This is a genomic window from Paenibacillus sp. CAA11 (assembly GCF_003060825.1).
Lineage (GTDB): Bacteria > Bacillota > Bacilli > Paenibacillales > Paenibacillaceae > Fontibacillus.
In genome coordinates this window covers 3,224,821-3,247,891 of the sequence record NZ_CP028922.1, presented here as the reverse complement: position 1 = coordinate 3,247,891, position 23,071 = coordinate 3,224,821, and the positions used below count along the sequence as shown (strand labels likewise).

23 protein-coding genes are annotated in these 23,071 nt (G+C 49.2%); 19 read left to right on the top strand and 4 right to left on the bottom strand.

Going from position 1 to position 23,071, the window contains the following annotated elements:
* Positions 1 to 25: 25 nt before the first annotated feature.
* From DCC85_RS15250 to holA, 6 genes are all read left to right on the top strand, one after another.
* A complete protein-coding gene (locus DCC85_RS15250) occupies positions 26 to 580 on the top strand; it encodes a ComEA family DNA-binding protein (RefSeq protein WP_234414195.1) in 555 nt (184 codons plus the stop codon).
* Positions 581 to 599: 19 nt separating this feature from the next.
* A complete protein-coding gene (locus DCC85_RS15245) occupies positions 600 to 1,127 on the top strand; it encodes a deoxycytidylate deaminase (protein ID WP_108466367.1) in 528 nt (175 codons plus the stop codon).
* 114 nt (positions 1,128 to 1,241) lie between these two features.
* Positions 1,242 to 3,869: a DNA internalization-related competence protein ComEC/Rec2 gene (locus DCC85_RS15240; RefSeq protein WP_108466366.1), complete on the top strand. Its 2,628-nt coding sequence runs from the start codon at positions 1,242 to 1,244 to the stop codon at positions 3,867 to 3,869.
* Between the two features lie 281 nt (positions 3,870 to 4,150).
* The gene (locus DCC85_RS15235) at positions 4,151 to 4,699 is read left to right on the top strand and encodes an RNA polymerase sigma factor (RefSeq protein ID WP_108466365.1); all 549 of its coding nucleotides are present in this window, start codon (positions 4,151 to 4,153) and stop codon (positions 4,697 to 4,699) included.
* Complete coding sequence (locus DCC85_RS15230; protein WP_108466364.1) at positions 4,696 to 5,916, top strand: zf-HC2 domain-containing protein; 1,221 nt, start codon at positions 4,696 to 4,698, stop codon at positions 5,914 to 5,916. The genes DCC85_RS15235 and DCC85_RS15230 overlap by 4 nt, the downstream gene beginning before the upstream one ends.
* 257 nt (positions 5,917 to 6,173) lie before the next feature.
* On the top strand, positions 6,174 to 7,196 hold the full coding sequence (gene holA, locus DCC85_RS15225; RefSeq protein WP_108466363.1) for a DNA polymerase III subunit delta: 1,023 nt from the start codon (positions 6,174 to 6,176) through the stop codon (positions 7,194 to 7,196).
* An 84-nt stretch (positions 7,197 to 7,280) separates the two neighbouring features.
* Here the strand turns inward: holA and rpsT are convergent, their stop codons facing one another.
* Positions 7,281 to 7,553, bottom strand: a complete 273-nt coding sequence (rpsT, locus tag DCC85_RS15220; protein WP_108466362.1) for a 30S ribosomal protein S20 — start codon at positions 7,551 to 7,553, stop codon at positions 7,281 to 7,283.
* 190 nt (positions 7,554 to 7,743) lie between these two features.
* Here rpsT and gpr point away from each other — a divergent pair, with 190 nt between their 5' ends.
* The 12 genes from gpr to dnaJ all read left to right on the top strand — a co-directional run bounded on the left by gpr (position 7,744) and on the right by dnaJ (position 21,234).
* On the top strand, positions 7,744 to 8,757 hold the full coding sequence (gpr, locus tag DCC85_RS15215) for a GPR endopeptidase (RefSeq protein WP_108466361.1): 1,014 nt from the start codon (positions 7,744 to 7,746) through the stop codon (positions 8,755 to 8,757).
* Positions 8,758 to 8,917: 160 nt separating this feature from the next.
* Positions 8,918 to 10,285 (top strand): stage II sporulation protein P, encoded by a 1,368-nt coding sequence (locus tag DCC85_RS15210; RefSeq protein ID WP_108466360.1) that lies wholly within the window; start codon positions 8,918 to 8,920, stop codon positions 10,283 to 10,285.
* A 35-nt stretch (positions 10,286 to 10,320) separates the two neighbouring features.
* Positions 10,321 to 10,740: a hypothetical protein gene (locus DCC85_RS15205; protein WP_108466359.1), complete on the top strand. Its 420-nt coding sequence runs from the start codon at positions 10,321 to 10,323 to the stop codon at positions 10,738 to 10,740.
* Positions 10,741 to 10,835: 95 nt separating this feature from the next.
* Positions 10,836 to 12,650: a translation elongation factor 4 gene (gene lepA, locus DCC85_RS15200; protein WP_108466358.1), complete on the top strand. Its 1,815-nt coding sequence runs from the start codon at positions 10,836 to 10,838 to the stop codon at positions 12,648 to 12,650.
* A gap of 123 nt (positions 12,651 to 12,773) precedes the next feature.
* Positions 12,774 to 13,958 (top strand): radical SAM family heme chaperone HemW, encoded by a 1,185-nt coding sequence (gene hemW / locus DCC85_RS15195; RefSeq protein WP_108467900.1) that lies wholly within the window; start codon positions 12,774 to 12,776, stop codon positions 13,956 to 13,958.
* Between the two features lie 46 nt (positions 13,959 to 14,004).
* Complete coding sequence (locus DCC85_RS15190; protein ID WP_108466357.1) at positions 14,005 to 14,952, top strand: DMT family transporter; 948 nt, start codon at positions 14,005 to 14,007, stop codon at positions 14,950 to 14,952.
* A gap of 172 nt (positions 14,953 to 15,124) precedes the next feature.
* Positions 15,125 to 15,592, top strand: coding sequence for an N-acetyltransferase (locus DCC85_RS15185; RefSeq protein WP_108466356.1), 468 nt, complete (start codon positions 15,125 to 15,127; stop codon positions 15,590 to 15,592).
* 225 nt (positions 15,593 to 15,817) lie between these two features.
* Positions 15,818 to 16,045, top strand: coding sequence for a P-loop NTPase family protein (locus tag DCC85_RS15180; protein ID WP_234414194.1), 228 nt, complete (start codon positions 15,818 to 15,820; stop codon positions 16,043 to 16,045).
* Positions 16,046 to 16,191: 146 nt separating this feature from the next.
* Entirely contained in the window at positions 16,192 to 17,223 is a 1,032-nt protein-coding gene (gene hrcA / locus DCC85_RS15175) for a heat-inducible transcriptional repressor HrcA (protein WP_108466354.1), read from the top strand.
* Between the two features lie 95 nt (positions 17,224 to 17,318).
* Positions 17,319 to 17,897, top strand: coding sequence for a nucleotide exchange factor GrpE (grpE, locus tag DCC85_RS15170; RefSeq protein ID WP_108467899.1), 579 nt, complete (start codon positions 17,319 to 17,321; stop codon positions 17,895 to 17,897).
* 237 nt (positions 17,898 to 18,134) lie between these two features.
* Complete coding sequence (gene dnaK / locus DCC85_RS15165; protein WP_108466353.1) at positions 18,135 to 19,979, top strand: molecular chaperone DnaK; 1,845 nt, start codon at positions 18,135 to 18,137, stop codon at positions 19,977 to 19,979.
* A 130-nt stretch (positions 19,980 to 20,109) separates the two neighbouring features.
* A complete protein-coding gene (dnaJ, locus tag DCC85_RS15160) occupies positions 20,110 to 21,234 on the top strand; it encodes a molecular chaperone DnaJ (protein ID WP_108466352.1) in 1,125 nt (374 codons plus the stop codon).
* An 83-nt stretch (positions 21,235 to 21,317) separates the two neighbouring features.
* Here the strand turns inward: dnaJ and DCC85_RS15155 are convergent, their stop codons facing one another.
* The 3 genes from DCC85_RS15155 to DCC85_RS15145 all read right to left on the bottom strand — a co-directional run bounded on the left by DCC85_RS15155 (position 21,318) and on the right by DCC85_RS15145 (position 22,546).
* Positions 21,318 to 21,596, bottom strand: coding sequence for a YxcD family protein (locus tag DCC85_RS15155; protein ID WP_108466351.1), 279 nt, complete (start codon positions 21,594 to 21,596; stop codon positions 21,318 to 21,320).
* Between the two features lie 3 nt (positions 21,597 to 21,599).
* Complete coding sequence (locus DCC85_RS15150) at positions 21,600 to 22,022, bottom strand: hypothetical protein (RefSeq protein WP_108466350.1); 423 nt, start codon at positions 22,020 to 22,022, stop codon at positions 21,600 to 21,602.
* Between the two features lie 185 nt (positions 22,023 to 22,207).
* The gene (locus tag DCC85_RS15145; RefSeq protein ID WP_108466349.1) at positions 22,208 to 22,546 is read right to left on the bottom strand and encodes a hypothetical protein; all 339 of its coding nucleotides are present in this window, start codon (positions 22,544 to 22,546) and stop codon (positions 22,208 to 22,210) included.
* 130 nt (positions 22,547 to 22,676) lie between these two features.
* Here DCC85_RS15145 and DCC85_RS15140 point away from each other — a divergent pair, with 130 nt between their 5' ends.
* A complete protein-coding gene (locus tag DCC85_RS15140; RefSeq protein WP_108466348.1) occupies positions 22,677 to 23,045 on the top strand; it encodes a hypothetical protein in 369 nt (122 codons plus the stop codon).
* Positions 23,046 to 23,071 lie beyond the last annotated feature (26 nt).

Here is a 23,071-nt window from a genome sequence, read left to right as displayed (position 1 = left end):
TGAAGATGGGCAGGTGTTATAAATGATGAAGGACCGATGGCTAACCGCAGTGATCTCTGCTGCGGTTGGTGCCGGCCTTGTGTTCTTCGCACTTGGCGGCAAGGGCGAGCCGGGAGTTGAAGGATGGCTGCCTGTTAATGAAGGGGTGGCCCAAGCTTTGGCAACCTCGGTAGACAAGGATTCGAAAGCGCCGGCTAAGGCAGCTGAAGCTGCCGAGGACAAGCAGAAGAAATCTGTGAACAGCTCCTCCGCATCCAGCGTAAATGAAGCAACTGCTGGAGCGTCTGAACTGAAAACGGGCTCTAGCCTGGCTTCTGGGCAGGAGATGCCGATAGCCAAGATGGATGTGAATTCTTCCTCTCCAGCTGCTCTCCCGGCTGCTAACGATAGCTTGATCCACATTAATTCAGCAGGCTTAGTTGAACTGCAGGATATTCCGGGGATCGGTGCGAAGAAGGCTCAGGCCATATTGGACTATCGGAATGAGCACGGGGCGTTTAAACAAATTTCCGATTTGACGAAGATCAAAGGCATTGGAGATAAAATGCTTCAGAAGATGAAGCCCTACATCGGGCTTTAGGATGGGAGAATGAACAGGAATGAGTGCTGACAGACGGAAGGATTGGGATACTTATTTTATGGATATCGCTTATATGGTATCCACCCGTTCACGCTGCAGCCGCAGGCATGTTGGCGCCGTATTGATGCAGGGAAAGAAGCTGCTCGGTACCGCGTATAATGGAGCGCCCTCAGGTGTGCCGGATTGCTCCGAGGCCGGCTGCATGATTGCTGAGGAGTATGAGCCGATGATGGTGGATGGACAGCAGCAAATGGTTAAGAAGCAGCGCTGTATCCGGACCATTCATGCGGAGCAGAATCTGCTGCTGTTCACTGACCGGACCGATCGGGAAGGCTCCAGCGTCTATGTGACGGATGAACCTTGCTGGACCTGTGCTAAGATGCTAGCGAACAGCGGAATCGTGGAGATCGTTTATCATCGGCCATACCGTAAGGATACGGATAAGGTGTCAGAGCTGATGAGGCAGAAAGGAATTACTTTCCGCCGACTAGACCCTTATACGCCGCCTCGTGAAACTGTAGATCCAGATGAATCTGTTGTGGATTAAGACAGTTAGGAAATTAGGCGCATCATCAATCATCGCAAAATAGATGTAGAGGAAGAACCTCTGCTGCTTACATGCAGTAGAGGTTCTTTTTTTTGTACAGGGAGGTATGCAGCAATGCTTCACAGGCGGCCTTTAGTTTGTGCTGCTGACTGCTGGATTGCCGGCAGCGGTGTCGCCTATCTTTATTCAGGCTTCACCTTTGTACTGGTTTGTCTTGGACTTATTCTCATCTGCCCACTGGTACTTCGTCTGGCAGGAACGTCTTATAGGCAATTGTTTGTGCCTCTGTTTTGCTTCATTCTTGCGGGTGCATATTGGCAGTATAACGAGTCGCAAAATGTGACGGTCATCCCAAGTGTACTCGGGGGAAGCGGTAATGCGGAGGACATAGAAAGCCTTCTGGTTAGCATGTCTGGAACTATAGTGTCCAGTGTGGAAAGAGATGGGGACCGGGTGGATTTTACAGTTTCGGCGGACAGTATAGCAGGGAGTGCTGTAGGGAGTACTTCAGGGGGAAAAGAAAAGGCCACCAGCAAGACAGCGAAGTCTGTTCATGGGGAGAAGCTGCTCGTCCAGGTGCGCCTGACCGAGGAGAATGAGATTAAAGTGGCCTCAGGCTGGAGGCGCGGGCAAAGAATCCAGGTAACGGGCCAGCTTCAGAAGCCGCAGGGCTCGAGGAATTTTGAAGGCTTCGATTATAATAAATATTTGCATACCCAGCATATCCACTGGCTGTTTAAAGCAGCTGGAGCCGCATCGGTTAAGGTAACCGAAGGGGGCTGGAGTATGGCTCGCCTACTATCCTGGAACGACCTGTTAAGAGAGCAGATTGGCCAGAATATCACTGCGATCTTTGGGGAGCGCAGCGCAGAATATATGAGAGGCCTCCTTATCGGCGAGACGAGCGGGCTTGACCGGGAGATTTATGACAGCTTCTCCACCTTAGGCCTAACCCATATACTAGCTATCTCAGGCACTCATGTGGCAATCAATATCGGGATGCTGTTTTGGCTGCTGCGTCGTCTGCGAGTCACTAAGGAAGCGTCTTACGTCATCGTGTTGTTTTTCATTCCTATATATGTTATGGTAACTGGCTTGTCACCCTCAGTTGTGCGTTCGGGAATTATGGCGATGATTGGGATCTACTTGCTGCGAAAAGGGTTGCTGAAGGACGGCCTTCATGTGCTGTCTGCCACAGCCTGGCTGATGTTGCTCTGGGAGCCTTACTATCTGCTGAATGTTAGCTTCCAGCTGTCCTTTATTGTGACTGCTGGTCTCATTGTTTATGTTCCGCTACTGAACCGCTTCTTCACCTTTCTACCGCGCCGGCTGGCGGGTGCGGTCTCCATCTCAGTTACGGCACAGCTGATTTCCTTCCCGATTACCATTTATTATTTTAACCAGCTGTCTCTGCTGTCACTGGCAGCCAACCTGGTTATTGTGCCTGCCTCCAGTCTTGTCAGCCTTCCGGTCGGTACAGCGGCATTACTTTTAAGCTATATTTGGCTTCCTCTTGGCAGATGGCTGGGATATTTCGTGGATTGGATGAACCGTGCTACTTTTGTCATAGCCGGCTGGCTGGATGGTTTAGGCCAAGGGGTAATGATTTGGGGCTCTCCGGCAATTTGGTGGATTCTATCCTACTATTTGCTCTTATATTTTTTGTTGTACGCAGGAAGCAGATTTCGCGAGACTAAGAATACTCAGGCTGCTCCAGATGAGACCGTACCTCTGAATCCTCAATTGCAGCCGCCACAACTATCAGTTGCCCGGCGGATCAAGCTGGGGCGTCTTACCCTGCTTCGCTTTGGGCTGGCCAGTGCAATGGCGGCCCTGCTGATTCTCGGGTATCAGCCTCTTTATGCGAATGGCGCGGGCTATGTACAATTTATTGATGTAGGGCAGGGCGACTGTATACTAGTTACAACTCCTGGGGGAAAGAATATACTAATTGATGGCGGGGGAACGGTGTCCTTTCGCAAGTCTAAGGACAGCTGGAAAGAACGGCGTGAGCCTTATGAAGTGGGCAAGAAGGTGGTGGCTCCCCTGCTGAAGAAGCGCGGCATTCACTCTCTGGATGCTGTTATTATCACGCATGGAGATCAGGATCATGCTGGAGGTCTCCAGGCGGTATTGGAACAAATTCCGGTTAGAGCCTTACTATTAAATGGAAGTTTGGCAGATACGTCTAATTTCAAGCAGCTGCTGCGGACAGCTCTGAAGTCAGAAGTTCCGGTGTATTCCGCATCCCGGGGCATGCGAATGAAGCTGGACGCGCTTACTGAGCTATATTTTCTAAATCCATCGAAGGATTCCAGTGGCAGCATTACTTATCAGAAGGAACAGAACGGACACTCTATTGTCTTTCTTCTTGAGATGGACGGAGCCCGCTTTCTCTTTACAGGAGATATGGACGATGCTGCTGAGGGTGAAGTGCTGGAAGCCTTAGATAAAGGGAGCTTATTTCCTGATATTACGGGTTTGCCTGTTGATGTCCTGAAGATTGCCCATCATGGCAGTAAAAGCTCCACAACAGCCGAGTGGTTGGAACGGTGGAGGCCAGAAGCTGCCGTGATTTCGGTAGGAGAAGGGAACACCTATGGGCACCCTCATCCCACGGTTATCGATCTGTTGTCTTCGCATCATACTGAAGTTCACCGGACAGATAAGATGGGGGAAGTGCAGATGGAGGTCAAGGAGGGGAGGATTCGTTATCGTCATCACCTTCATGGAGGCGGATGAATCCTGATCGAAGCAGAGACTTTTGCAGCTGTGGTAGCATGAACGTTAGGTCCCTGTTTTTTGTAGTGTGATCGTTATAGAATAGGCTGCAGGCACAGTGGGTTACATACGGCTAGCGGCGGATGACGGAACTAGCTTTTTCTGGTATCCTTAGATGAGACTGCGGCTCTCATGAGCCGTAGTTCCTATGTTTATTATATTTATGAGAAAAAAGACACTGTGTTGCTGCAACAATTACATGCCTTAGTGCGTCTGTAAAGTTGCAAGGAAGGGGGATCTTAGTGGTAGAGCAGGGACTCATCAGAGCCGCTCAATCGGGCGATCGCGACGCTCTAATCACCCTATTGCGAGAGATTGAACAGCATGTTTACCGGACGGCCTACTACATTCTGAATAATGAACAGGACGCCCATGATGCGGCGCAGGAAGCCCTGATTCGCATCTATACGAAAATCGACTCTTATGAGGAGAAGGCGTTGTTCAAGACGTGGGTCCAGCGGATCGTAACGAATATATGCATTGACAAGTTTAGAAGAAGTAAGCCTACGGTTTCTATTGAAGAACATGACCTTGTCTTCCAGGGCAATGAGAGTGTGGAACGGCAGGTTATGTCCGGATATTTGGCTGAAGATATTCAGGAAGCGATCAAGCAGCTACCAGAGCATCACCGCTCGGTAGTTGTGCTGAGATATTTGCAGGATTTTTCATACAACGAGATAGCTGAAAGTCTGGATCTTCCTCTAAATACGGTCAAATCTTATTTGTACAGAGCTAGACAGCAGCTTCAAAACCTACTACAAGACTATCAGAAAGGTGGTGTATCAGGATGAACTGCTCGGAGGCGGTGGAATGGATGAATCGTTATTTAGACCGCGAACTGGATAAAGAAGAACAATTGCAGCTTTTCCAGCATTTAGACAGCTGTGAAGAATGCGCAGAAACGTTCGACTTGATGAGGGCGATATCCAGACGTCTCGAAAGTCTGCCGGACGTGACTCCGAACTATAGCCTGGTTGACCGGATCATGCCGCAGCTTGAGGCGATTGACCGTGAGCGGAAGGGAATCATCGCAGATAGCCCTTTGCAGGATGAGCAGATTCCTCTGATGGATTCCATCCCTGAACGAAAATCAGAACTGATCCGCTCTAAGCCTAGGAACCGGTATGGTCTTCGACTGGCCGGCGGGGCTGCAGCGGCTATGATATTGGCGTTCTGCATTTATCAGTTCCAGCCGAAGACCATTCCTAATGCAGAGCCCCCTGCACCGGAGCAGCAGCAGACTGCATTGGCGCCGGAAGATAGCAGCAATAATGCAGATCAGGCGGCTGAAGATCAGGGTAGCAATCCTCAGCTAAAGCAGGATACGGCCCCTGAGAGAAATATACGAGAGGATTCCGAAAGCGAAGCTTCATCTTCTGCTCTTCAGAACCCTTCGAATTCAGGGGACAGAGAGAGCCAGCCGTCGGATCGCGTAAGTCAAAAGGTTGAAGACAGCGGAAAATCCGCTGACAGCTCCTCCGCGGCGGACGAGCCAAAGCCAGCGGATTCAAGCAAGGCGGCTGATTCCGCCAAGCCGGATCAATCGGCCAAGAGCTCCCCTTCGGGAGGAAGCGGTGCTAATTCCAATGGAGCGGAAGATAAGGCTTCGAACACTCAATCGAAGGGCAAAGCCGCCGGAACGGATGGGGCTCAGCTTAATGAAGATAAAGCTCCCACAGAAGATGAACCTGTTACGGATACTCCTCCAGCGAGAGAGGATAAGGTGCCTATGTTTGGCATTACCTCCGTTCCCTCTAATTCTTCTCAAGAATGGAGTTCCCCGGACGGCAAATACGTAGCTTCTCTAGAAGATAACCAATTGAATATCTATGATGTTACTTCTTCTGAGCGAAAAAGAGTATATGGCAATCCGTTAAAAGGAGAATTGGTGAAGGGGGAATGGGCGCCGGACAGCAGTGTGTTCGCTTATGAGACAGAGCAGGACGGGAAATCCTCAGGATATCAGTTCACAGCGCCTCAATCCGATTCAGCAAGTAATGGAAAATAGTAAGCACCTTTTTGAGAGAACATGAATAAGATAAGTTATATAGAGAGATGTAAATTACCCGGGTAGTCGTATGACCGCGGTGCAGGAAGTTTCTAGAGCTTCCCGGCAGCGTTTATATAGATGCTCAGGGACAAAGGAACCTTTAGCCGGGGAAGGCGGAGGTTCCTTTGTTGTTGAAACGGCAAACTTCTACTACAATAGAAGGACGATCATGTTGTATGTGTATTGTTTTTTGCTGGAAGTAAAGGGGATTATGCATGGATATTAAAGCTGCAATTAAAGAAATCAAGCGTGGTCAGATCGGCCCGCTTTATCTGTGTTATGGTACGGAGAAATATCAAATGCGTGAATTCATCACCCTGCTGCGGGATAATCTGGTGGAACCAGATAATCGGGAATTTGCGGTGGTCCATTTTGATTTGACAGAGACGCCTGTTGACCTTGTCGTGGAGGAAGCGGAGACACTGCCGTTTCTAGTCCCGCGCAAGCTGGTGATTGTACAGGCCAATCCTATGTTTACGGCAGGCAAGGAAGGCGGGAAAGTCGAGCACAATACAGACCGTCTATTATCTTATTTAGGTAATCCCGCTGAGCATACCGTTGTTGTATTTCTGGTCAATGCAGAGAAGCTTGATGAACGCAAGAAGACGGTGAAGACGATCAAGACGGCTGGTCAAGTGCTGGCATTTATGCCGCTTGGCGCTGCAGAGCTGGTTCAGTGGGTCGTCAAGGAAGTGGAGCGCAGAAAGTGCCGGATAAGCTCGGCTGCCGCTGAAGCTCTAATTGCCAGTGCAGGCGTTCAGATGGCCTCGCTTGTAGCTGAGATTGATAAGCTCTGCCTGTATGCAGGGGAGAACGGAGAAGTCACAGAAGAAGCCGTAAGCCAGCTGGTTGCGCGTACAACGGAGCAAAATATTTTTGCTATGGTAGAGGACATTGCTAATTTAAGGCTTGACCGGGCGCTGGGCATTTTCTATGAACTGCTTAAACAGCGAGAAGAGCCGATCAAGATCGCTGCGTTGATTGCGCGCCAATTTCGCATCATGCTGCAGGTTAAGGAATTGGGAAGCCAGAGCTATTCCCAGCAGCAAATCGCTTCTCAGCTTGGTCTTCACCCCTATGCCGTCAAGATTGCAGGGGAACAAGCGCGAAAATTTGAAACAGCCAAGCTCAAGTTCACACTTGCGGAGTTAGCTCAGCTGGATTATCGGATGAAGAGCGGCGGTATTGATAAGGTGTTAGGCATTGAGATGTTTTTGCTGCGTCTTGGGGCAAGCTAGGCTTATAGGACATTATGAGAAATTAAAAAATCCTGAACGAAATCGTTCAGGATTTTTACCTATTAGCTGTATAAATAACGTCAATTACGCTTGGGACGTAAGAGCGTTCAATTTTTTAGCCAAGCGGGATTTCTTGCGGGCAGCCGCATTTTTGTGGATCAGACCTTTAGTTACAGCTTTGTCCAATTTCTTGGAAGCAGCTGCGATTGCAGCTTTAGCTGCTTCAACTTCGTTGTTAGCCAGCGCGGTGTCAGCAGTCTTAACAACTGTACGAAGCGCAGATTTTTGGGAAGCGTTCAGCGCACGGCGCTTGTCGCTAGTCTTAACGCGTTTGATAGCGGATTTGATATTTGGCATTGCATTCACCTCCTGTAAGGCATAATCACCCAGATGATTCACAACTTAAAATAGTTTAGCATGGGCGTAAAGAAAATGCAATATAATCGTATAAACAGTTTTTAAACAGCCGATTTGCAGAAGGCCGCTGCATAATCTTGACTCCATTCCTGCACAATACATAGAAACCATGGAGATGGAGGGAACAAACATGTCATTGGACTTACAGAATTATGCGATTCGGACCGATCTTGCAGTGGAGGCTAAGGAATTAGCGGAGATCGCTCATGGGGCGCCTATTCCTGGCTTGAATGAAGAAGTTGAAGAAAAGGATGGAATAAAGGTAACCCGCCTGGATGTAACGAATGAGGCAGCTTCACGCCATATTGGGCGAATCCAAGGGCATTATGTGACCCTTGAAGTGCCTGCGCTACGGAATCAGGATACAACGCTGCAGGAGAAAGTAACGCAGGTTTTCACCAAGGAGATAGCGGCGTTTTTGCAAAAAATCGGCATTACTCCCGATGCCAAGGTGCTGATTGTGGGCTTAGGCAACTGGAATGTAACCCCGGATGCTCTAGGGCCGCTGGTCGTTGAGAATACGCTGGTTACCCGGCATTATTTTCAGCTGGCTCCGGACCAGGTTGCTCCTGGCTACCGGGAGGTAAGTGCTGTGGCTCCGGGCGTGCTGGGCCTCACCGGTATTGAATCGAGCGAAGTGGTGCAGGGGATTGTGGAGCGAACACGCCCTGACCTGATTATTGCAATTGATGCGCTGGCCTCTAAGTCTTTGGAGAGAGTCAATACAACGATTCAGGTGGCGGATATCGGCATTCATCCCGGCTCCGGGATCGGCAATAAACGGCGAGGCATCACCAAAGAGATTCTCGGCGTGCCTTGCGTGGCTGTCGGGGTTCCTACTGTGGTTTACGCCTCCACGATTGTCGGCAGCGTGATTGATTTGATGAAGACACATCTTAATGAGGAGCAGGGCGGAGGCAGCGTACAGACCCGTCAGATTATGGGCATGCTGACAGACCTGAAGGATCAAGAGCGTTTATCTCTGGTTAGAGAGGTGCTGCAGCCGCTGGGACATGACTTAATTGTTACGCCCAAAGAGATCGATGATTTTATTGAGGACATTGCTAATATTATCGCCAGTGGACTTAATGCGGCTCTGCACCGGGCCGTAAATGAAGAGAATTTAGCAGCATACACCCATTGACGAACAGGTGACATAGCATTCAACAGCAGACGAAGCCGTTACCCGGCATCGTCTTTTTTTGTATTCTAGCTGTTCTATCTCTATCTTGCGGTTCATAGATTTGGAGTATAAGAGATTACAAGAGATTCCAATCTAGCAGATGGAGGAGGACCCATAAGAAATGAATGGATTCAAAGCTTGGAATGTCGGTAAGCTTCGGCGCAAATCTTTCCAGGTTCTAGCTATGGGGCGAACCTTGCTGATTCTTGCATTCATGTCGCTGATTCTTTTTATAATGCTGGGCCTAGGGGGAGTGGCAGAGAAGAACTTCAACACCTCGCCGGTCTCTTCGATGAAGGGGCTTGCTTCTACGCTGAACAGCCGCTTTTTCGTCAGTATGATGGGGATGGAGGTTCCCCATTTACAGGAGCCAGAAGAGTCGCAGCATACCTTTGACGGGAAGAAGATGACGAATTTTGTATTTCAGCTTCTGACCAATGTTAATCCGCAAGATCCGAAGAGCCTGGTTGCGCGGGAGGTTCCCGGGCTTGACTCCTCTCTTCCTATCCTGCTGCGCGGGGGGACAAGCGGTGAAGCGCCAACGGCGCCGGAGGATTACCGGCCGCTGCCAGCAGATACGGTCAAGTCCGGACAGAAGGGAGAGACAGGCTCTTCAGGACAGGATAAAAGCACCACAGATTCATCATCCCCAGGTACGAAGTCTGCCGATCCAAAGGCCGGGGAAGACAATCAAGGATCTCAGTCTCAGGAGGGAGCAGTAAAACAAAAGCAGAAATCGATTCTTATCTATCATTCTCACCCGCATGAATCCTATAATCCGCTTCTGGGCAGCAACAGCGCCAATCCCAGCTCAGCAGCCAAATCTAAAAATGTAGGGATGGTCGGGGATTTTCTAGCCAAGGAATTAGAGAAAAAGGGAGTAGGAGCTCTTCATTCTTTTGAAGATTACATGTCTTCCGTTAAAAGCTATAACTACAACTATTCTTACAAATACTCAAGGGTTACGGTTAAGGAAGCGCTGGCCCAACATGAGGACCTGGATTATTTCATTGATATTCACCGGGACTCGCAGCGCCACAAGAAAACGACGATAACCATTGACGGCGTATCCTATGCCCAGCTGTATTTCATCATAGGCCATGGCAATCCGAATTGGCGGAAGAATGAAGCCTTTGCCAACTCGATCCATGAACGGATTGAAAAGGCGTATCCGGGTCTATCCAGAGGGATCTGGGGCAAAACTTCATCCCAGGGGAACGGGGAATACAACCAATCGCTCTCTCCGAACAGTGTCCTGATCGAAATCGGCGGGATTGATAACACCAAGGAGGAGCTTGAGCGGTCTTCGAAGGTTCTTGCAGACATCATTGCAGAAGTGTATTTCAAGGATCAGAAGGCGAAGAAGGCCAGCACAGGAGCGAAGACAAAGGAGCCGGCAGCCTCACCGGGCAGCAAGACAGGGCAGGGCAAAGAAAAAGCCAAGTCTCAGACTACCCCGCCCGCAGGCGTGCAGAAGACCCATTCTTAAATTTTATTAATGTAATATGAAAGGAGGCGGATTCCTTGTCACGGACGGCGAAAAAGCTGGTTATTTACGGCGGACTTCTAATCGCTGGAGCGACGATCGGTATGCAGCTCTCTGCAGAAGACCCGCCTGCAGCAAATTCTCCTTATACCTGGACAGCCGTAAAGGACGATCCATCTGTAAGCGGCAGCCAGCAGCAAGATTATCTGAGGGACAGTTCTGGAATGAGGCAGCCTGCTGAACATCAGGGCCAGACAGCAGCTCCCCTAACCCGGGAGAGCGGTTTGGACACAGGTCAGGCTGCTGAAGGATATCAGAGCCCTGAGCAAGTTCTGCTTGAGCCTGCGCCGCCTTCCGCGGTTGACCGATTAGCAGATAAGACAGGCGAGCTGCTTCAGAACGCCTCCAGAAAAAGCATAGATTGGGTTGTGTCTTTGTTCGGATCGCTTACAGAGTGAAACTGTCAGTGTCCTGGCTGTTAGGATTGATGCCTTATCCTCCAGCTGATATAATGAAGTGATTGTTACTTGAGGATTCTTTGTGGGGGTAAGGCATGAGCGACATTAAAGCAAGACAGTCTAAGATCAGGAACTTTAGCATTATTGCACATATAGACCATGGCAAATCAACATTGGCAGACCGGATTCTGGAGTATACCGGGGCGCTGACCTCCCGCGAAATGCAGGAGCAGGTTCTGGATCAGATGGAGCTGGAACGCGAACGCGGGATTACGATCAAGCTTCAGGCGGTTCGTCTTACCTACAAGGCGGACAATGGCGAGGAATACCTGCTGAATCTTATCGATACTCCCGGGCACGTAGACTTTACTTATGAGGTCTCCCGCAGCTTGGCTGCCTGTGAAGGGGCACTGCTTGTCGTGGATGCGGCTCAAGGCATCGAAGCCCAGACTCTGGCCAATGTATATCTTGCGCTGGATAATAACCTGGAGATTCTGCCGGTCATTAACAAGATTGATCTTCCAAGCGCCGACCCTGAGCGGGTAAAGCAGGAGGTTGAGGATGTTATCGGACTGGATGCCAGCGATGCTGTGCTTGCCTCTGCGAAGGCGGGCATCGGGATCAAGGAGATCCTTGAACAGGTCGTTCATAAGGTGCCTGCACCTACTGGCGATCCTGATCAACCCCTGAAGGCGCTTATTTTCGACTCACACTACGATCCTTATAAAGGGGTTATCGTGTATGTGCGGGTTATTGATGGGAAGATCAAGGCGGGCTCGAAGATCAAGATGATGGCTACTGACAAATCGTTCGAGGTCATCGAAGTCGGCGCCTTCATGCCGCGGATGACTATTGTGGACGAGCTGAATGTCGGAGATGTTGGTTTTATCGTAGCCGGAATTAAGAATGTCGGCGATACCCGGGTAGGGGATACGGTTACAGAGGCGAAGAACCCGACGCCGGAGCCGCTACCTGGTTACCGTAAGATTAATCCGATGGTGTATTGCGGATTGTATCCGATTGAGACCTCGGACTATAACGATCTGAGAGAGGCTCTGGAGAAGCTTCAGTTGAATGATGCCTCCCTAAGCTTCGAACCGGAGACCTCCAGCGCCTTAGGCTTTGGCTTCCGCTGCGGCTTCTTGGGACTGCTGCACATGGATGTTATCCAGGAGCGGATCGAGCGGGAGTTCAATATTCCGCTGATTACTACGGCGCCGAGCGTAATATACCGGATCACGCTGACGAACGGGGAGACAATTGAGATCGACAACCCGTCCAACTATCCGGAAGTCGGCAAGATCGAGCATGTCGAAGAGCCTTATGTGAAAGCTTCAATCATTGTTCCTAATGATTATGTAGGAACTGTCATGGAGCTCTGCCAGGGCAAACGAGGCGAATTCATTAATATGGAGTACCTGGATACATCACGGGTGACCATTACGTACCAGGTGCCGCTGTCTGAGATCGTGTACGACTTCTTTGACCAGCTCAAATCGAGCACCAAAGGGTATGCCTCCTTCGATTATGAGATTTCCGGCTATCGTCAGTCGAACCTGGTGAAGATGGATATTCTCTTGAATGGGGAGCAGGTTGACGCCCTTTCCTTCATCGTTCACCGCGAGAAGGCCTACCAGCGCGGACGCATCATTTGCGAGAAGCTGCGCGAGTTGATCCCGCGGCAGATGTTCGAGGTACCGATTCAGGCTTCAATCGGAACGAAGGTTATTGCCCGTGAGACCGTTAAGGCCATGCGCAAGAACGTCCTTGCGAAATGCTACGGCGGGGATATTTCACGGAAGCGGAAGCTGCTTGAGAAGCAGAAGGAAGGTAAGAAACGCATGAAGCAGGTCGGCAATGTCGAGGTGCCTCAGGAAGCGTTTATGGCAGTACTGAAAATCGACGAGTAAGAGCAAAAGGCTCCAGAAAGGAAAGCCCGCATGAGGCTTTCCTTTTTCAATAGATAGAATATAGATAGAAATGCAAAGGAGGCATTCTTCGTGAATCAACAAACGCATTTAATTAAGCAGGGGATGCCTGAGAATTCCGCAGGCCCCAGAAAGGCTCCAGAGGCGGTATATATCCATATTCCGTTCTGCACGAACAAGTGCTTCTACTGTGATTTTAATTCCTACGTGCTCAAGGATCAGCCGGTAATGGATTATTTGAGAGCGCTGGACCGGGAGATGGAGTTAACGGTTAGCCAGACTCCTCCGGGTCAGATCCGCACTATATTTGTAGGCGGGGGAACTCCAACCGTTCTCAATCCTGTGGAGATGGAGTATTTCTTATCTTCAGTGAGACGTCATTTTCCAAACTGGTCTGAGGATATCGAATTCACGATGGAGGCGAATCCGGGGACAACGGATTTGGAGAAGCTGTCGGTTATGAGAAATGGCGGAGTCAACCGGGTCAGCTTTGGAGTCCAGGCGTTTCAGAACACCCTGTTAAGCGGAATTGGCCGCATTCATAATACGGATGATGTGTACCGGAGTCTGGACAATGCTCATAAAGCGGGCCTTCATAATCTGTCCATTGATTTAATGTTCGGCCTGCCCAATCAAACCGTGGATATGCTGGATCAAAGCGTGGCCAAGGCGCTTGAGCTAGGGCTCCCGCATTATTCCATCTACAGCCTTAAAGTGGAGGAGAACACGCTCTTCCATACGATGTACCAGAAGAATCAGCTGCCGCTTCCAAGCGAAGAGGATGAGCTGGAGATGTATTTGCTGCTGATGTCGCGTATGAAACAGGCCGGCTATAAGCAGTATGAGATCAGCAATTTTGCAAAGCCAGGCTTTGAGAGCAAGCATAATATGACCTACTGGCGTAACGAAGATTACTACGGGCTTGGAGCAGGTGCTCATGGATATGTGGGCGGTGTCCGGCATGTAAATATTAAAGGGGTGACCCCTTATAATCAGGGGGCTGCCGAAGGTCTGCCGCGTTTGGAGCAGTTCGAGGTTGCTCGTGAAGAAGCGATGGAGGATTTTGCGATGGTGGGCCTGCGGATGTTGGAAGGCTTCCGTTCCTCACGGTTTGAGGAGCAGTTTGCTGGCGCAAAATTTGAGGAAGTGTTCAAGGAACCTTTGACGAAGATGCTGAAGGAGGGGCTCGTCGAAGCTAGAGAGGATCAGGACGGCTACCGCTTGAGCGAGAAGGGCATTTTGTTCGGCAATGATGTGTTTGGAGCGTTCATCGGCCATCTGACGGTTTAAACGAATTTGGATGTTTGAATAAACCATAATGTCAGGAGAAGAAATTATGAATCGTTCTATCCAAAAAGCGTATACCGCTGCATTATCATACAGTTTAATCATCGGTTTCTCATTTGTATTCGTAAAAATGACATTGGAATCGGCTCATCCGCTCGATACACTTGCACATCGGTTTACGGCCAGCTTCGTTGCAGGTACCCTGCTGTTTCTGCTGGGGAGAAGGCGGCTTAAAATAAGCGCACGCGAGATGCTGAGCCTGCTTCCGCTGGCTATGCTGTATCCGATCGCATTTTTTGCCTTCCAGGTTTTTGGATTGGAACACAGCACTTCCTCGGAAGCAGGAATTCTGCAAGCTGTAATTCCTATTCTGACGATGTTTTTGGCTTCTTACTTTTTAGGGGAGAAGGCCAGCATAGCGCAGAAGATTGGGATAGCGGTTTCTGTAACCGGTGTGATTTATATTTTTGCGATGAAAGGGGTCAATGTTCAGAATACAAGCCTGCTAGGCGCGGTTCTTATTCTAATCTCAGCCCTGTCATCAGCAGGTTACAACGTGCTGGGCCGTAAGCTGGTTCGAAATTTCAGCGTGATGGATATGACCTATGTGATGTCAGGCTTTGGATTTTTATTCTTTAACATACTGTCCTTAGGACGCCACATGATGGAAGGGACTGTGACTTCGTACTTCGCTCCACTTGGAGATATGAAGTTCCTTATAGCCATCTTATATCTAGGAATTATTTCCTCGCTGCTGACCTCCTATTTGACGAACTATGCGTTGACGCAGCTGGAGGCTTCCAAGATGAGTGTGTTCAGCAACTTCTCGACCCTGCTTACTATGGTGGCCGGAGCCATCATCCTGAATGAGCAGCTATATGCCTATCATATCGTGGGTGCAGTGTTGATTATAGGCGGCATCCTGTGTGCGAATTTTCTCGGGTCTCGAAGAGCGGCAAAGCAGGACACACATAGGAGCGGTAAGGAACCTGAATAAAATCCAATAAACCTAAGAGTTATCACGCTTTTCTGCAAGACTGCATACCTTTTAAGGGTTGAGCCGACTATAGTCGAGCGGTTCATAGCGGAACCATTACATCGCCTCTTGAACTTTTATACGGACTGTTGTATATTTATTCATATTATCAGCCCGGGGAGGTGCACGGCCCATGCCCGCCGTTGCCGTATGCAGAATTGCAACAAATGAAGATATAGAACCTTTGTTTCTTATGATAGAGCAGTATGCCAAGCGAGGAATTATGCTTCCGCGATCCCGCAAGGTATTGGAACGGCAAATTCAAGATTTCGTTGTCGCGGAAGTGAACGGCGAGGTTGTGGGTTGCGGCTCTTTATGCAGGCTCGGAGATGACCTCGTAGAGATTCGCTCACTGGGAATTATGGAAGGTCATAAAGGACAGGGATTGGGCTCGCTTCTGGTCAATAAACTGACGGAGCAGGCTAGAACGCTGAAGGTCCCTAAGATTATGGCTCTTACCTATGAAGTCTCCTTCTTTGTGAAGAACGGCTTTCAAATTGTAAATAAAGAGATCTTTCCCGAGAAAGTATGGACAGATTGCATTCACTGTGCCAAGCAGCACGCCTGTGATGAAGTGGCTGTGCTCAAAACGCTGGACTGACTCGTGACTCGACAATGGGACGCCGGAGTTAAATTTATGGCTGTATTTAATAATAAGTGGCTGTATTTGATTGAAGAAATCAATCGAATACGGCCACTTATTTAATTGTGAAATAACTTTGTTCTGAGAGGCGGAATAATGAGGGGTGAGCGAAGATACCTCAGTATATTGGCTGTAACGTTAATACAGCGGAAGCTATACATATTTGATGAACCTACATCGGGTGTGGATCCAGAAGCCAGGGTTCAAATTTTAAGAAGAATTGAGCAGCTTGTTCAAAATCCAGAAGTTATTGTGCTGTTGTCAACTCACACTCTTCATGAATTTTCTAATATTGATTGTAAAATACACTTGCTGCACCAAGGGAGGATGCAGTTTGAGGGCTCTTATGAAGAATTTGTTCATAACGAAGCGGATAATCCCGATCTTGCCTTCTATGAAAGGGTACAGTGAAGGGCTGCCCAAGTTAAGTAAATATGAGTGTTCAAAATGCTGGACTGACTTGACAATGGTTATGTCGGTCTGGTATTTTTGTATTATCGATTAGCACTCTTGTCTGGTGAGTGCTAACGAACCGAAATCAGCTAGGAGGGATTACCATGTTGACGGAGCGCCAGAGGTTGATTCTAACGGCAATTGTAGATGACTACATTCGCTCGGCTGAACCGGTGGGGTCCCGAAGTATTTCCAAGCGCGGTGATGTTGGTTACAGTCCTGCTACCATTCGTAATGAAATGGCTGATCTTGAGGAACTTGGTTTCCTGGAACAGCCTCATACTTCAGCAGGCCGGATTCCATCTCATAAGGGTTACCGCTATTATGTGGACCACTTATCTCCGGTAGATTCTCTTTCTTCCGAAGAGCTTGAGGTGTTGAAGACGTTTTTTGCTGAGAAGCTGAATGCGCTTGAGCAGGTGGTACAGCATGCGGGCTCCATTCTTTCACATATGACGAATTACACGTCTATTCTGCTTGGACCTGAGGTATTTCATACCTCGCTGCGTCACTTTGGTCTGCTTCCACTCGGCGATAACAAGGCCGTGGCGATCATTGTGACGAACACTGGGCAAGTGGAGAATAAGACGGTGACTATACCTCCCGGCGTCTCTGTTTCTGAGATGGAGAAAGTGGTCAACTTATTGAACCACAGACTTACGGGTGTCCCGATTTATAAGCTTAAATCAGCGATATACAATGAAGTGGGCCAAGAGATGCAGCGTCACACTCAGCATTTTGAGGAGCTGATGACGATCGTGGATGAGGCCTTTGATGCAAGCCAGGAGGGCCAACGGCTCTTTTTGAGCGGCACAACGAATATGCTCACCCAGCCGGAATTCAAGGATGTTGAGAAGGTGAAGAGCATTCTGGATTTGCTGGGAGAAACGCCGACCATGTTGAAAATGATTTCCTCGGCTTCGGCAGGTGCCGGCATACAGGTGCGTATCGGGACCGAGAATGATCATGAGGCCTTTGCAAATTGCAGTCTCATCACAGCCACCTATGCGGTTGAGGGGGAGGCACTTGGCACCATTGGGATTTTGGGCCCTACACGCATGGACTATGCGAGAGTTATTGGGATTTTGAACATATTATCTAAGGATCTGACGGCGTTTTTGTCAAAGCTGAATTAAGGCTAAGACGCCGCTCCCCCTTTTAAGGAGGTGAAGAGATTTTGAAGGAATCACATACAGATCACAACCATATTCCAGATGAAAAGGAAGAGACGATGAATAACGAACCTATGGATCAGGAACGTTCAGAAGAGCCGCAAGCTTCCGCTGAGAACACAGCACAGGATGCGGGCCTGAATGATACAGTGAACGAACAAGAAGAGAATCTCTCCGCCCAGGAGAATTCTGAAATAACTCGGCTGCGCGCTGAGGCTGAAGAACACCAGCAGCGCCTGCTGCGAGTGCAAGCGGATTTCGATAATTTCCGCAGACGTACCTTGAAAGAGAAGGAAGAGCTGGGCAAGTATGCATCGGCCAAGCTGATTACAGAGCTGCTGCCGGTATTTGATAACTTTGAACGAGCCCTTGCGGCGAATGTTCAGGAACAATCCGAGCAGGCTTCTTTCGTGAAGGGAGTCGAGATGATCTTCCGCCAGCTGGATGGTGTTCTCCAAGCAGAAGGTCTGAAAGCAATGGAATCTGTAGGGCAGCCCTTTAACCCAGAATTTCATCAAGCCATTATGCAGGTGGAATCTGATGAGTACGAGGAAGGCATCGTAGTGGAGGAAGTACAGAAGGGTTACCTTCTCAAGGATAAAGTACTCCGTCCCGCTATGGTTAAGGTTAGCGGTTAAGCAGCAGCTTAATAATCAAACTGCCGAATTAACATCTATCCATGTTAGTTCTCTCGAAGTTTAGGGTAGCGGATGCTACATATTAACTCAGCAAATGCTAACGAAGCAAGTTTTATTACGAAGCTTCTTCCTACAGCAAATGCTCCATAAAACTCGGCAAATGCTGACGAAGTAAGTTTTATTACGAAGCTTCTTCCTACAGCAAATGCTCCATAAAACTCTTAGGAGGATCAGTTCATGAGCAAAGTAATCGGTATTGACTTAGGTACAACGAACTCTTGCGTAGCGGTTATGGAAGGCGGCGAAGCCGTAGTTATCCCTAACCCAGAAGGCGCGCGGACGACTCCGTCCGTAGTAGGCTTTAAGAAAGACGGCGAGCGTATTGTAGGTGAAACTGCAAAGCGTCAAGCGATCACCAATCCTGATCGGACCATCATCTCGATCAAGAGACATATGGGTACGAATCATAAAGAATCCATTGACGGTAAAGACTTTACTCCACAAGAAATCTCCGCAATCATCCTGCAAAAATTGAAGGCAGATGCGGAAGCTTATTTGGGGCAGTCGGTAAACCAAGCGGTTATTACCGTTCCAGCTTATTTCAACGACAGCCAGCGTCAAGCGACTAAGGATGCAGGTAAAATTGCAGGCCTTGAGGTTCTTCGTATCGTCAATGAGCCAACAGCAGCAGCCCTTGCTTACGGCCTTGAGAAATCCGAAGACCAAACGATCCTCGTATTTGACCTTGGCGGCGGTACATTTGACGTATCTATTCTGGAGCTGGGCGACGGCTTCTTCGAAGTTAAGGCAACCAGCGGTGACAACCACCTGGGTGGAGATGACTTCGACCAAGTGATCATCGACTATTTGGTAGCTGAGTTCAAGAAAGATCAAGGTATTGACCTGAGCAAAGACAAGGCTGCTGTTCAGCGCTTGAAGGATGCAGCAGAGAAGGCTAAGAAAGAGCTTTCCGGTGTGCTTACAACAACGATCTCCCTGCCGTTCATTACGGTTGTTGATGGAGTGCCTCAGCACTTGGAGATGAACCTGACTCGTGCGAAATTTGAAGAAATTTCCGCTGATTTGGTTGAACGTACACTTGGACCTACTCGTCGAGCCTTGACTGACGCAGGTATGACTCCTGCCGATATCGATAAGGTCGTTCTTGTCGGTGGTTCCACTCGTATTCCTGCTGTACAGGAAGCGATCAAGAAGCTGACAGGCAAAGAGCCGCACAAGGGCGTTAACCCTGACGAAGTAGTAGCCTTGGGTGCTGCTGTGCAAGCAGGCGTATTGACAGGTGACGTTAAGGACGTAGTCCTGCTCGACGTAACTCCATTGTCCTTGGGGATTGAAACTGCTGGCGGAGTGTTCACAAAGATGATCGAACGCAACACCACGATTCCAACAAGCAAATCCCAAGTATTCTCCACTTATGCGGATAATCAGCCAAGCGTAGAAATCCACGTCCTGCAAGGGGAACGTGAGATGGCTGCCGGCAACAAGACTCTGGGTCGCTTTACACTGAGCGACATTCCTTTGGCACCACGCGGGGTTCCACAAATCGAGGTTACTTTTGACATTGATGCCAACGGTATCGTTAACGTTTCGGCAACAGACAAAGGTACAGGCAAGAGCCAGAAGATTACGATCACTTCTTCCAGCGGCCTGAGTGATGCAGAAGTTGAACAAATGATGAAGGACGCTGAACTGCACGCTGAGGAAGATAAGAAACGCAAAGAGCTTGTAGAGGCTAAGAACAACGGTGACCAGCTCGTATACAGTGTTGACAAGACGATTAAAGACCTTGGTGACAAAGTAGAAGCAGCTGAAGTTGAGAAAGCCAACGCTGCTAAGGACGAGCTGCAAAAAGCACTGCAAGGTGATAACCTGGACGAAATCAAGGCTGCTTCTGATAAGCTGACCGAGATTGTACAGCAGCTGTCTGTGAAGCTGTATGAGCAAGCTGCTCAAGCCGGTGAGGCTCAAGGTGATGCTGGAGCATCCGCAGGTGGAGCTGGCAAAGACAACGTTGTCGATGCGGATTACGAAGTTGTGGACGAAGATAAGAAACAAGATTAATCCGGTACCGAAGTACACGGTTTGTAAATAGTTTGTAAATAGGCAGTACACAGGGAAGGTCAAAGCGCTCAGGCATCCCGCGCTTTGACTTTCCTTTTGTGCAAAAAATCAATTCATTGGGGGTGGGAGAATGGCCGATAAGCGTGATTACTATGAGGTGCTTGGTCTTGGTAAAGAGGCTTCCGATGACGAGATCAAGAAGGCTTACCGAAAGCTGGCGCGCCAGTATCATCCTGACGTCAATAAAGCAGATGACGCAGAAGCAAAATTTAAGGAAGTAAAAGAAGCCTATGATGTATTGAGTGACTCCCAGAAACGGGCTCGTTATGATCAATATGGTCATGTCGATCCGAACCAAGGCATGGGTGGCGGCGGATTCGGCGGCGGGGATTTCGGCGGCTTTGGCGATATTTTCGATATGTTCTTTGGCGGTGGCGGCGGACGGCGTGATCCGAATGCTCCGCAGCGGGGGAATGATCTGCAGTATACGATGACCGTTGAGTTCAAAGAGGCTGTTTTCGGCAAAGAAACCGACATCACAATTCCCCGCACAGAAACCTGTGACACCTGCTTCGGATCAGGCGCTAAGCCAGGAACGAAGCCGCAAACCTGTTCCGTGTGTCACGGATCGGGTCAAGAGGAAGTGGTGCAGAACACACCGTTTGGCCGGATGGTTAATCGGCGGGCTTGTTCTCATTGCGGAGGAACCGGTAAGATCATCAAAGAGAAATGTACGACATGTCATGGCTCAGGCCGTGTAAAGAAGCAGCGTAAAATCCATGTCCGCATCCCTGCAGGTGTTGACGATGGGGCGCAATTGCGTATGTCCGGCGAAGGTGAGGGAGGGCTTCGCGGCGGCCCGGCGGGAGATCTGTATATCGTCATCCGCGTGAAACCACATGATTTCTTCGAACGGGAGAACGATGACATTTATTGCGAAGTGCCGCTGACTTTTGCGCAGGCTGCCCTTGGTGATGAAATCGAAATTCCTACGCTGACGGAGAAGGTCAAATTGAAGATTCCTGCGGGTACACAGACCGGAACCTATTTCCGTCTGAAGGGGAAAGGTGTCCCAAGACTTCGCGGGATTGGACAGGGCGATCAGCATGTGAAGGTGGTCGTTGTTACGCCTAGCAAGCTTAGCGAGGAACAGAAGGACTTGCTGCGTCAATTTGCGGCTATGGACGGTGAGCATACGCACGAGCATGAGCAATCGTTCTTTGACCGTATGAAGCGTGCCTTCCGGGGAGATTAATTAGGAAATTCATTGGTTTGATATAGAAAGAGGCGATCCTGTCATTAGAACAGGATCGCCTCTTTGTTCGTTTGGTGTGATTGTTACTGCCGAACTACGGCGATAATTTCATCCTCCAGATCTAGTGTAACTTCATCACGGTAAGCCCGGATCTGGTAATGTTCATGCAAATATAAAAGAATGGCTTCAATCAGGTTGGCTTCAATTAAATATTGGCTTCGCCCGTTCACCCAAATTTCAGCGGTGAATCCGGTATCTTCATCCCAAGCGAGTTCAACTTGCACATCGGTGGGACGAACCTGCTTGCGCTGTGCAGTATGCAGGCAGACTGCATTAATAATTTCGTCTTCGCTAAGTACCATGGATTAGTACCGGTCGTCGCGAGGCCGATTCGGCTTCTGTCTAAAGCGCCGGAAGAGCGCGACAGCGATGACTACGATGAGATAAATTGCAAACAGGTTAACAGCAAATCCGAGAATGTTGCCGAAGAAGCCCATGCCGGAGAACATTCCGCCGAACAGCATGCCTGCGAGGCCGCCGATCATCATGCCTTTCCAGAAGCCGCCACCGCTAAAGAAGCCACGGTTTGTTGAAGCCCCAGTAGCACCGTTTCTATTCGTCGTGCTGCTGGACTTGGATACACTATCGTTGGATTTCTTCGGAATCGTCGTGTAAGAACGAGTCCCCGATTTGTAGCCGCCGCCTCTTCGTGCATCGGCATTGTCATGGATCGTAAAAGCAAGGAATAAGGTAAGTGCCATGACGACTAGCGTAAGTTTTTTGAACATGTTAATCGTTGAACCCTCCTGTAAAATTAAAAGTTTCCTTACATATACGGTAATACGGACAATATTTACTGAAGTTTCAAATTTAATTAAAAAATAAAAAACTCGTGTCCGTGCACGAGCTTTATCGGGCAGCATTAATCTTTTTGTGTGAATTTTTAGAATTATACGGTGCCTGCCTGTTACAGTCAGGCCTCCGGAGAATCGTCTCCCAGTCTGGCAGTGTACTTAGCGTCAAGGTAGATCGAGGTATGCAGCCTGGTAATGACTTGGGGGAAAATACCACCCGGAACCGGGGGCACGGGGCGGGTGTAGATGGCGGCATGCTCGCCTTCAAATTCAATTCGGTGAATGAGGAGGTCATAACCAGGGTTCGGGGCGTCGGCCGAAATGCTGACTAGAGAGACAAATTCGTTAACAGGCTTCTGCTCCAAAATATAATTTCGCAGCACACCGCTGGGAGTGTTATGCATGGGTGATAAGGCCTTGAGTCTGAGCGGCTTTCGCTCTGAAGATGAATTATCCAAAAGAGCACCTCCAAGGTATGCCTGCAAAATTGGCTTTGCGGATATTCTAGGCAATTAAGTCACATAATAACCAATGCTGCAGGCTTCGATTTAGTAACAAGTATACCTAAAAAGCGCAGGTGAGAGAACTTTGGCGGAAAAGAACATTCTCGCATATTTCAAAAGTCCGGAGGAGGCGCAGGGCGCAGCTAGGAAGCTTGGGGCGCTGCGGGTTGAGCATATGTCTATCGATCGCTTCAGCCGTTATCCCGGTGAGGGCTACAATTCTTTGAACCCTATTACGGGAGAAGTAACGAGCCTCGCATCCCTCACCCAGGACGCATCCATTACGAATCATTCTGCAGGCATATTGTCGGCTGCGGATCCAGCTGCGAGCGGCATGAGCCACGGAGGGCAGGGAGGCCCTACCGGGCGTGACATCCTGCTCACTGCCGTGGTGGATGAGAACATCCATCATCAGGCGCTTCGGATTATCGAAGAAGCGGGCGGTATGATATGAACTTAAAATGTAAATAGAGAGGGGCT

Bases quoted from the DNA above. Each gene is read 5' to 3' on its own strand.
- DCC85_RS15250 (WP_234414195.1), top strand. From the start codon at position 26: ATGAAGGACCGATGGCTAACCGCAGTGATCTCTGCTGCGGTTGGTGCC.
- DCC85_RS15245 (WP_108466367.1), top strand. From the start codon at position 600: ATGAGTGCTGACAGACGGAAGGATTGGGATACTTATTTTATGGATATC.
- DCC85_RS15240 (WP_108466366.1), top strand. From the start codon at position 1,242: ATGCTTCACAGGCGGCCTTTAGTTTGTGCTGCTGACTGCTGGATTGCC.
- DCC85_RS15230 (WP_108466364.1), top strand. From the start codon at position 4,696: ATGAACTGCTCGGAGGCGGTGGAATGGATGAATCGTTATTTAGACCGC.
- holA (WP_108466363.1), top strand. From the start codon at position 6,174: ATGGATATTAAAGCTGCAATTAAAGAAATCAAGCGTGGTCAGATCGGC.
- rpsT (WP_108466362.1), bottom strand. From the start codon at position 7,553: ATGCCAAATATCAAATCCGCTATCAAACGCGTTAAGACTAGCGACAAG.
- gpr (WP_108466361.1), top strand. From the start codon at position 7,744: ATGTCATTGGACTTACAGAATTATGCGATTCGGACCGATCTTGCAGTG.
- DCC85_RS15210 (WP_108466360.1), top strand. From the start codon at position 8,918: ATGAATGGATTCAAAGCTTGGAATGTCGGTAAGCTTCGGCGCAAATCT.
- lepA (WP_108466358.1), top strand. From the start codon at position 10,836: ATGAGCGACATTAAAGCAAGACAGTCTAAGATCAGGAACTTTAGCATT.
- hemW (WP_108467900.1), top strand. From the start codon at position 12,774: ATGCCTGAGAATTCCGCAGGCCCCAGAAAGGCTCCAGAGGCGGTATAT.
- DCC85_RS15190 (WP_108466357.1), top strand. From the start codon at position 14,005: ATGAATCGTTCTATCCAAAAAGCGTATACCGCTGCATTATCATACAGT.
- DCC85_RS15185 (WP_108466356.1), top strand. From the start codon at position 15,125: ATGCCCGCCGTTGCCGTATGCAGAATTGCAACAAATGAAGATATAGAA.
- hrcA (WP_108466354.1), top strand. From the start codon at position 16,192: ATGTTGACGGAGCGCCAGAGGTTGATTCTAACGGCAATTGTAGATGAC.
- grpE (WP_108467899.1), top strand. From the start codon at position 17,319: ATGAATAACGAACCTATGGATCAGGAACGTTCAGAAGAGCCGCAAGCT.
- dnaK (WP_108466353.1), top strand. From the start codon at position 18,135: ATGAGCAAAGTAATCGGTATTGACTTAGGTACAACGAACTCTTGCGTA.
- dnaJ (WP_108466352.1), top strand. From the start codon at position 20,110: ATGGCCGATAAGCGTGATTACTATGAGGTGCTTGGTCTTGGTAAAGAG.
- DCC85_RS15155 (WP_108466351.1), bottom strand. From the start codon at position 21,596: ATGGTACTTAGCGAAGACGAAATTATTAATGCAGTCTGCCTGCATACT.
- DCC85_RS15150 (WP_108466350.1), bottom strand. From the start codon at position 22,022: ATGTTCAAAAAACTTACGCTAGTCGTCATGGCACTTACCTTATTCCTT.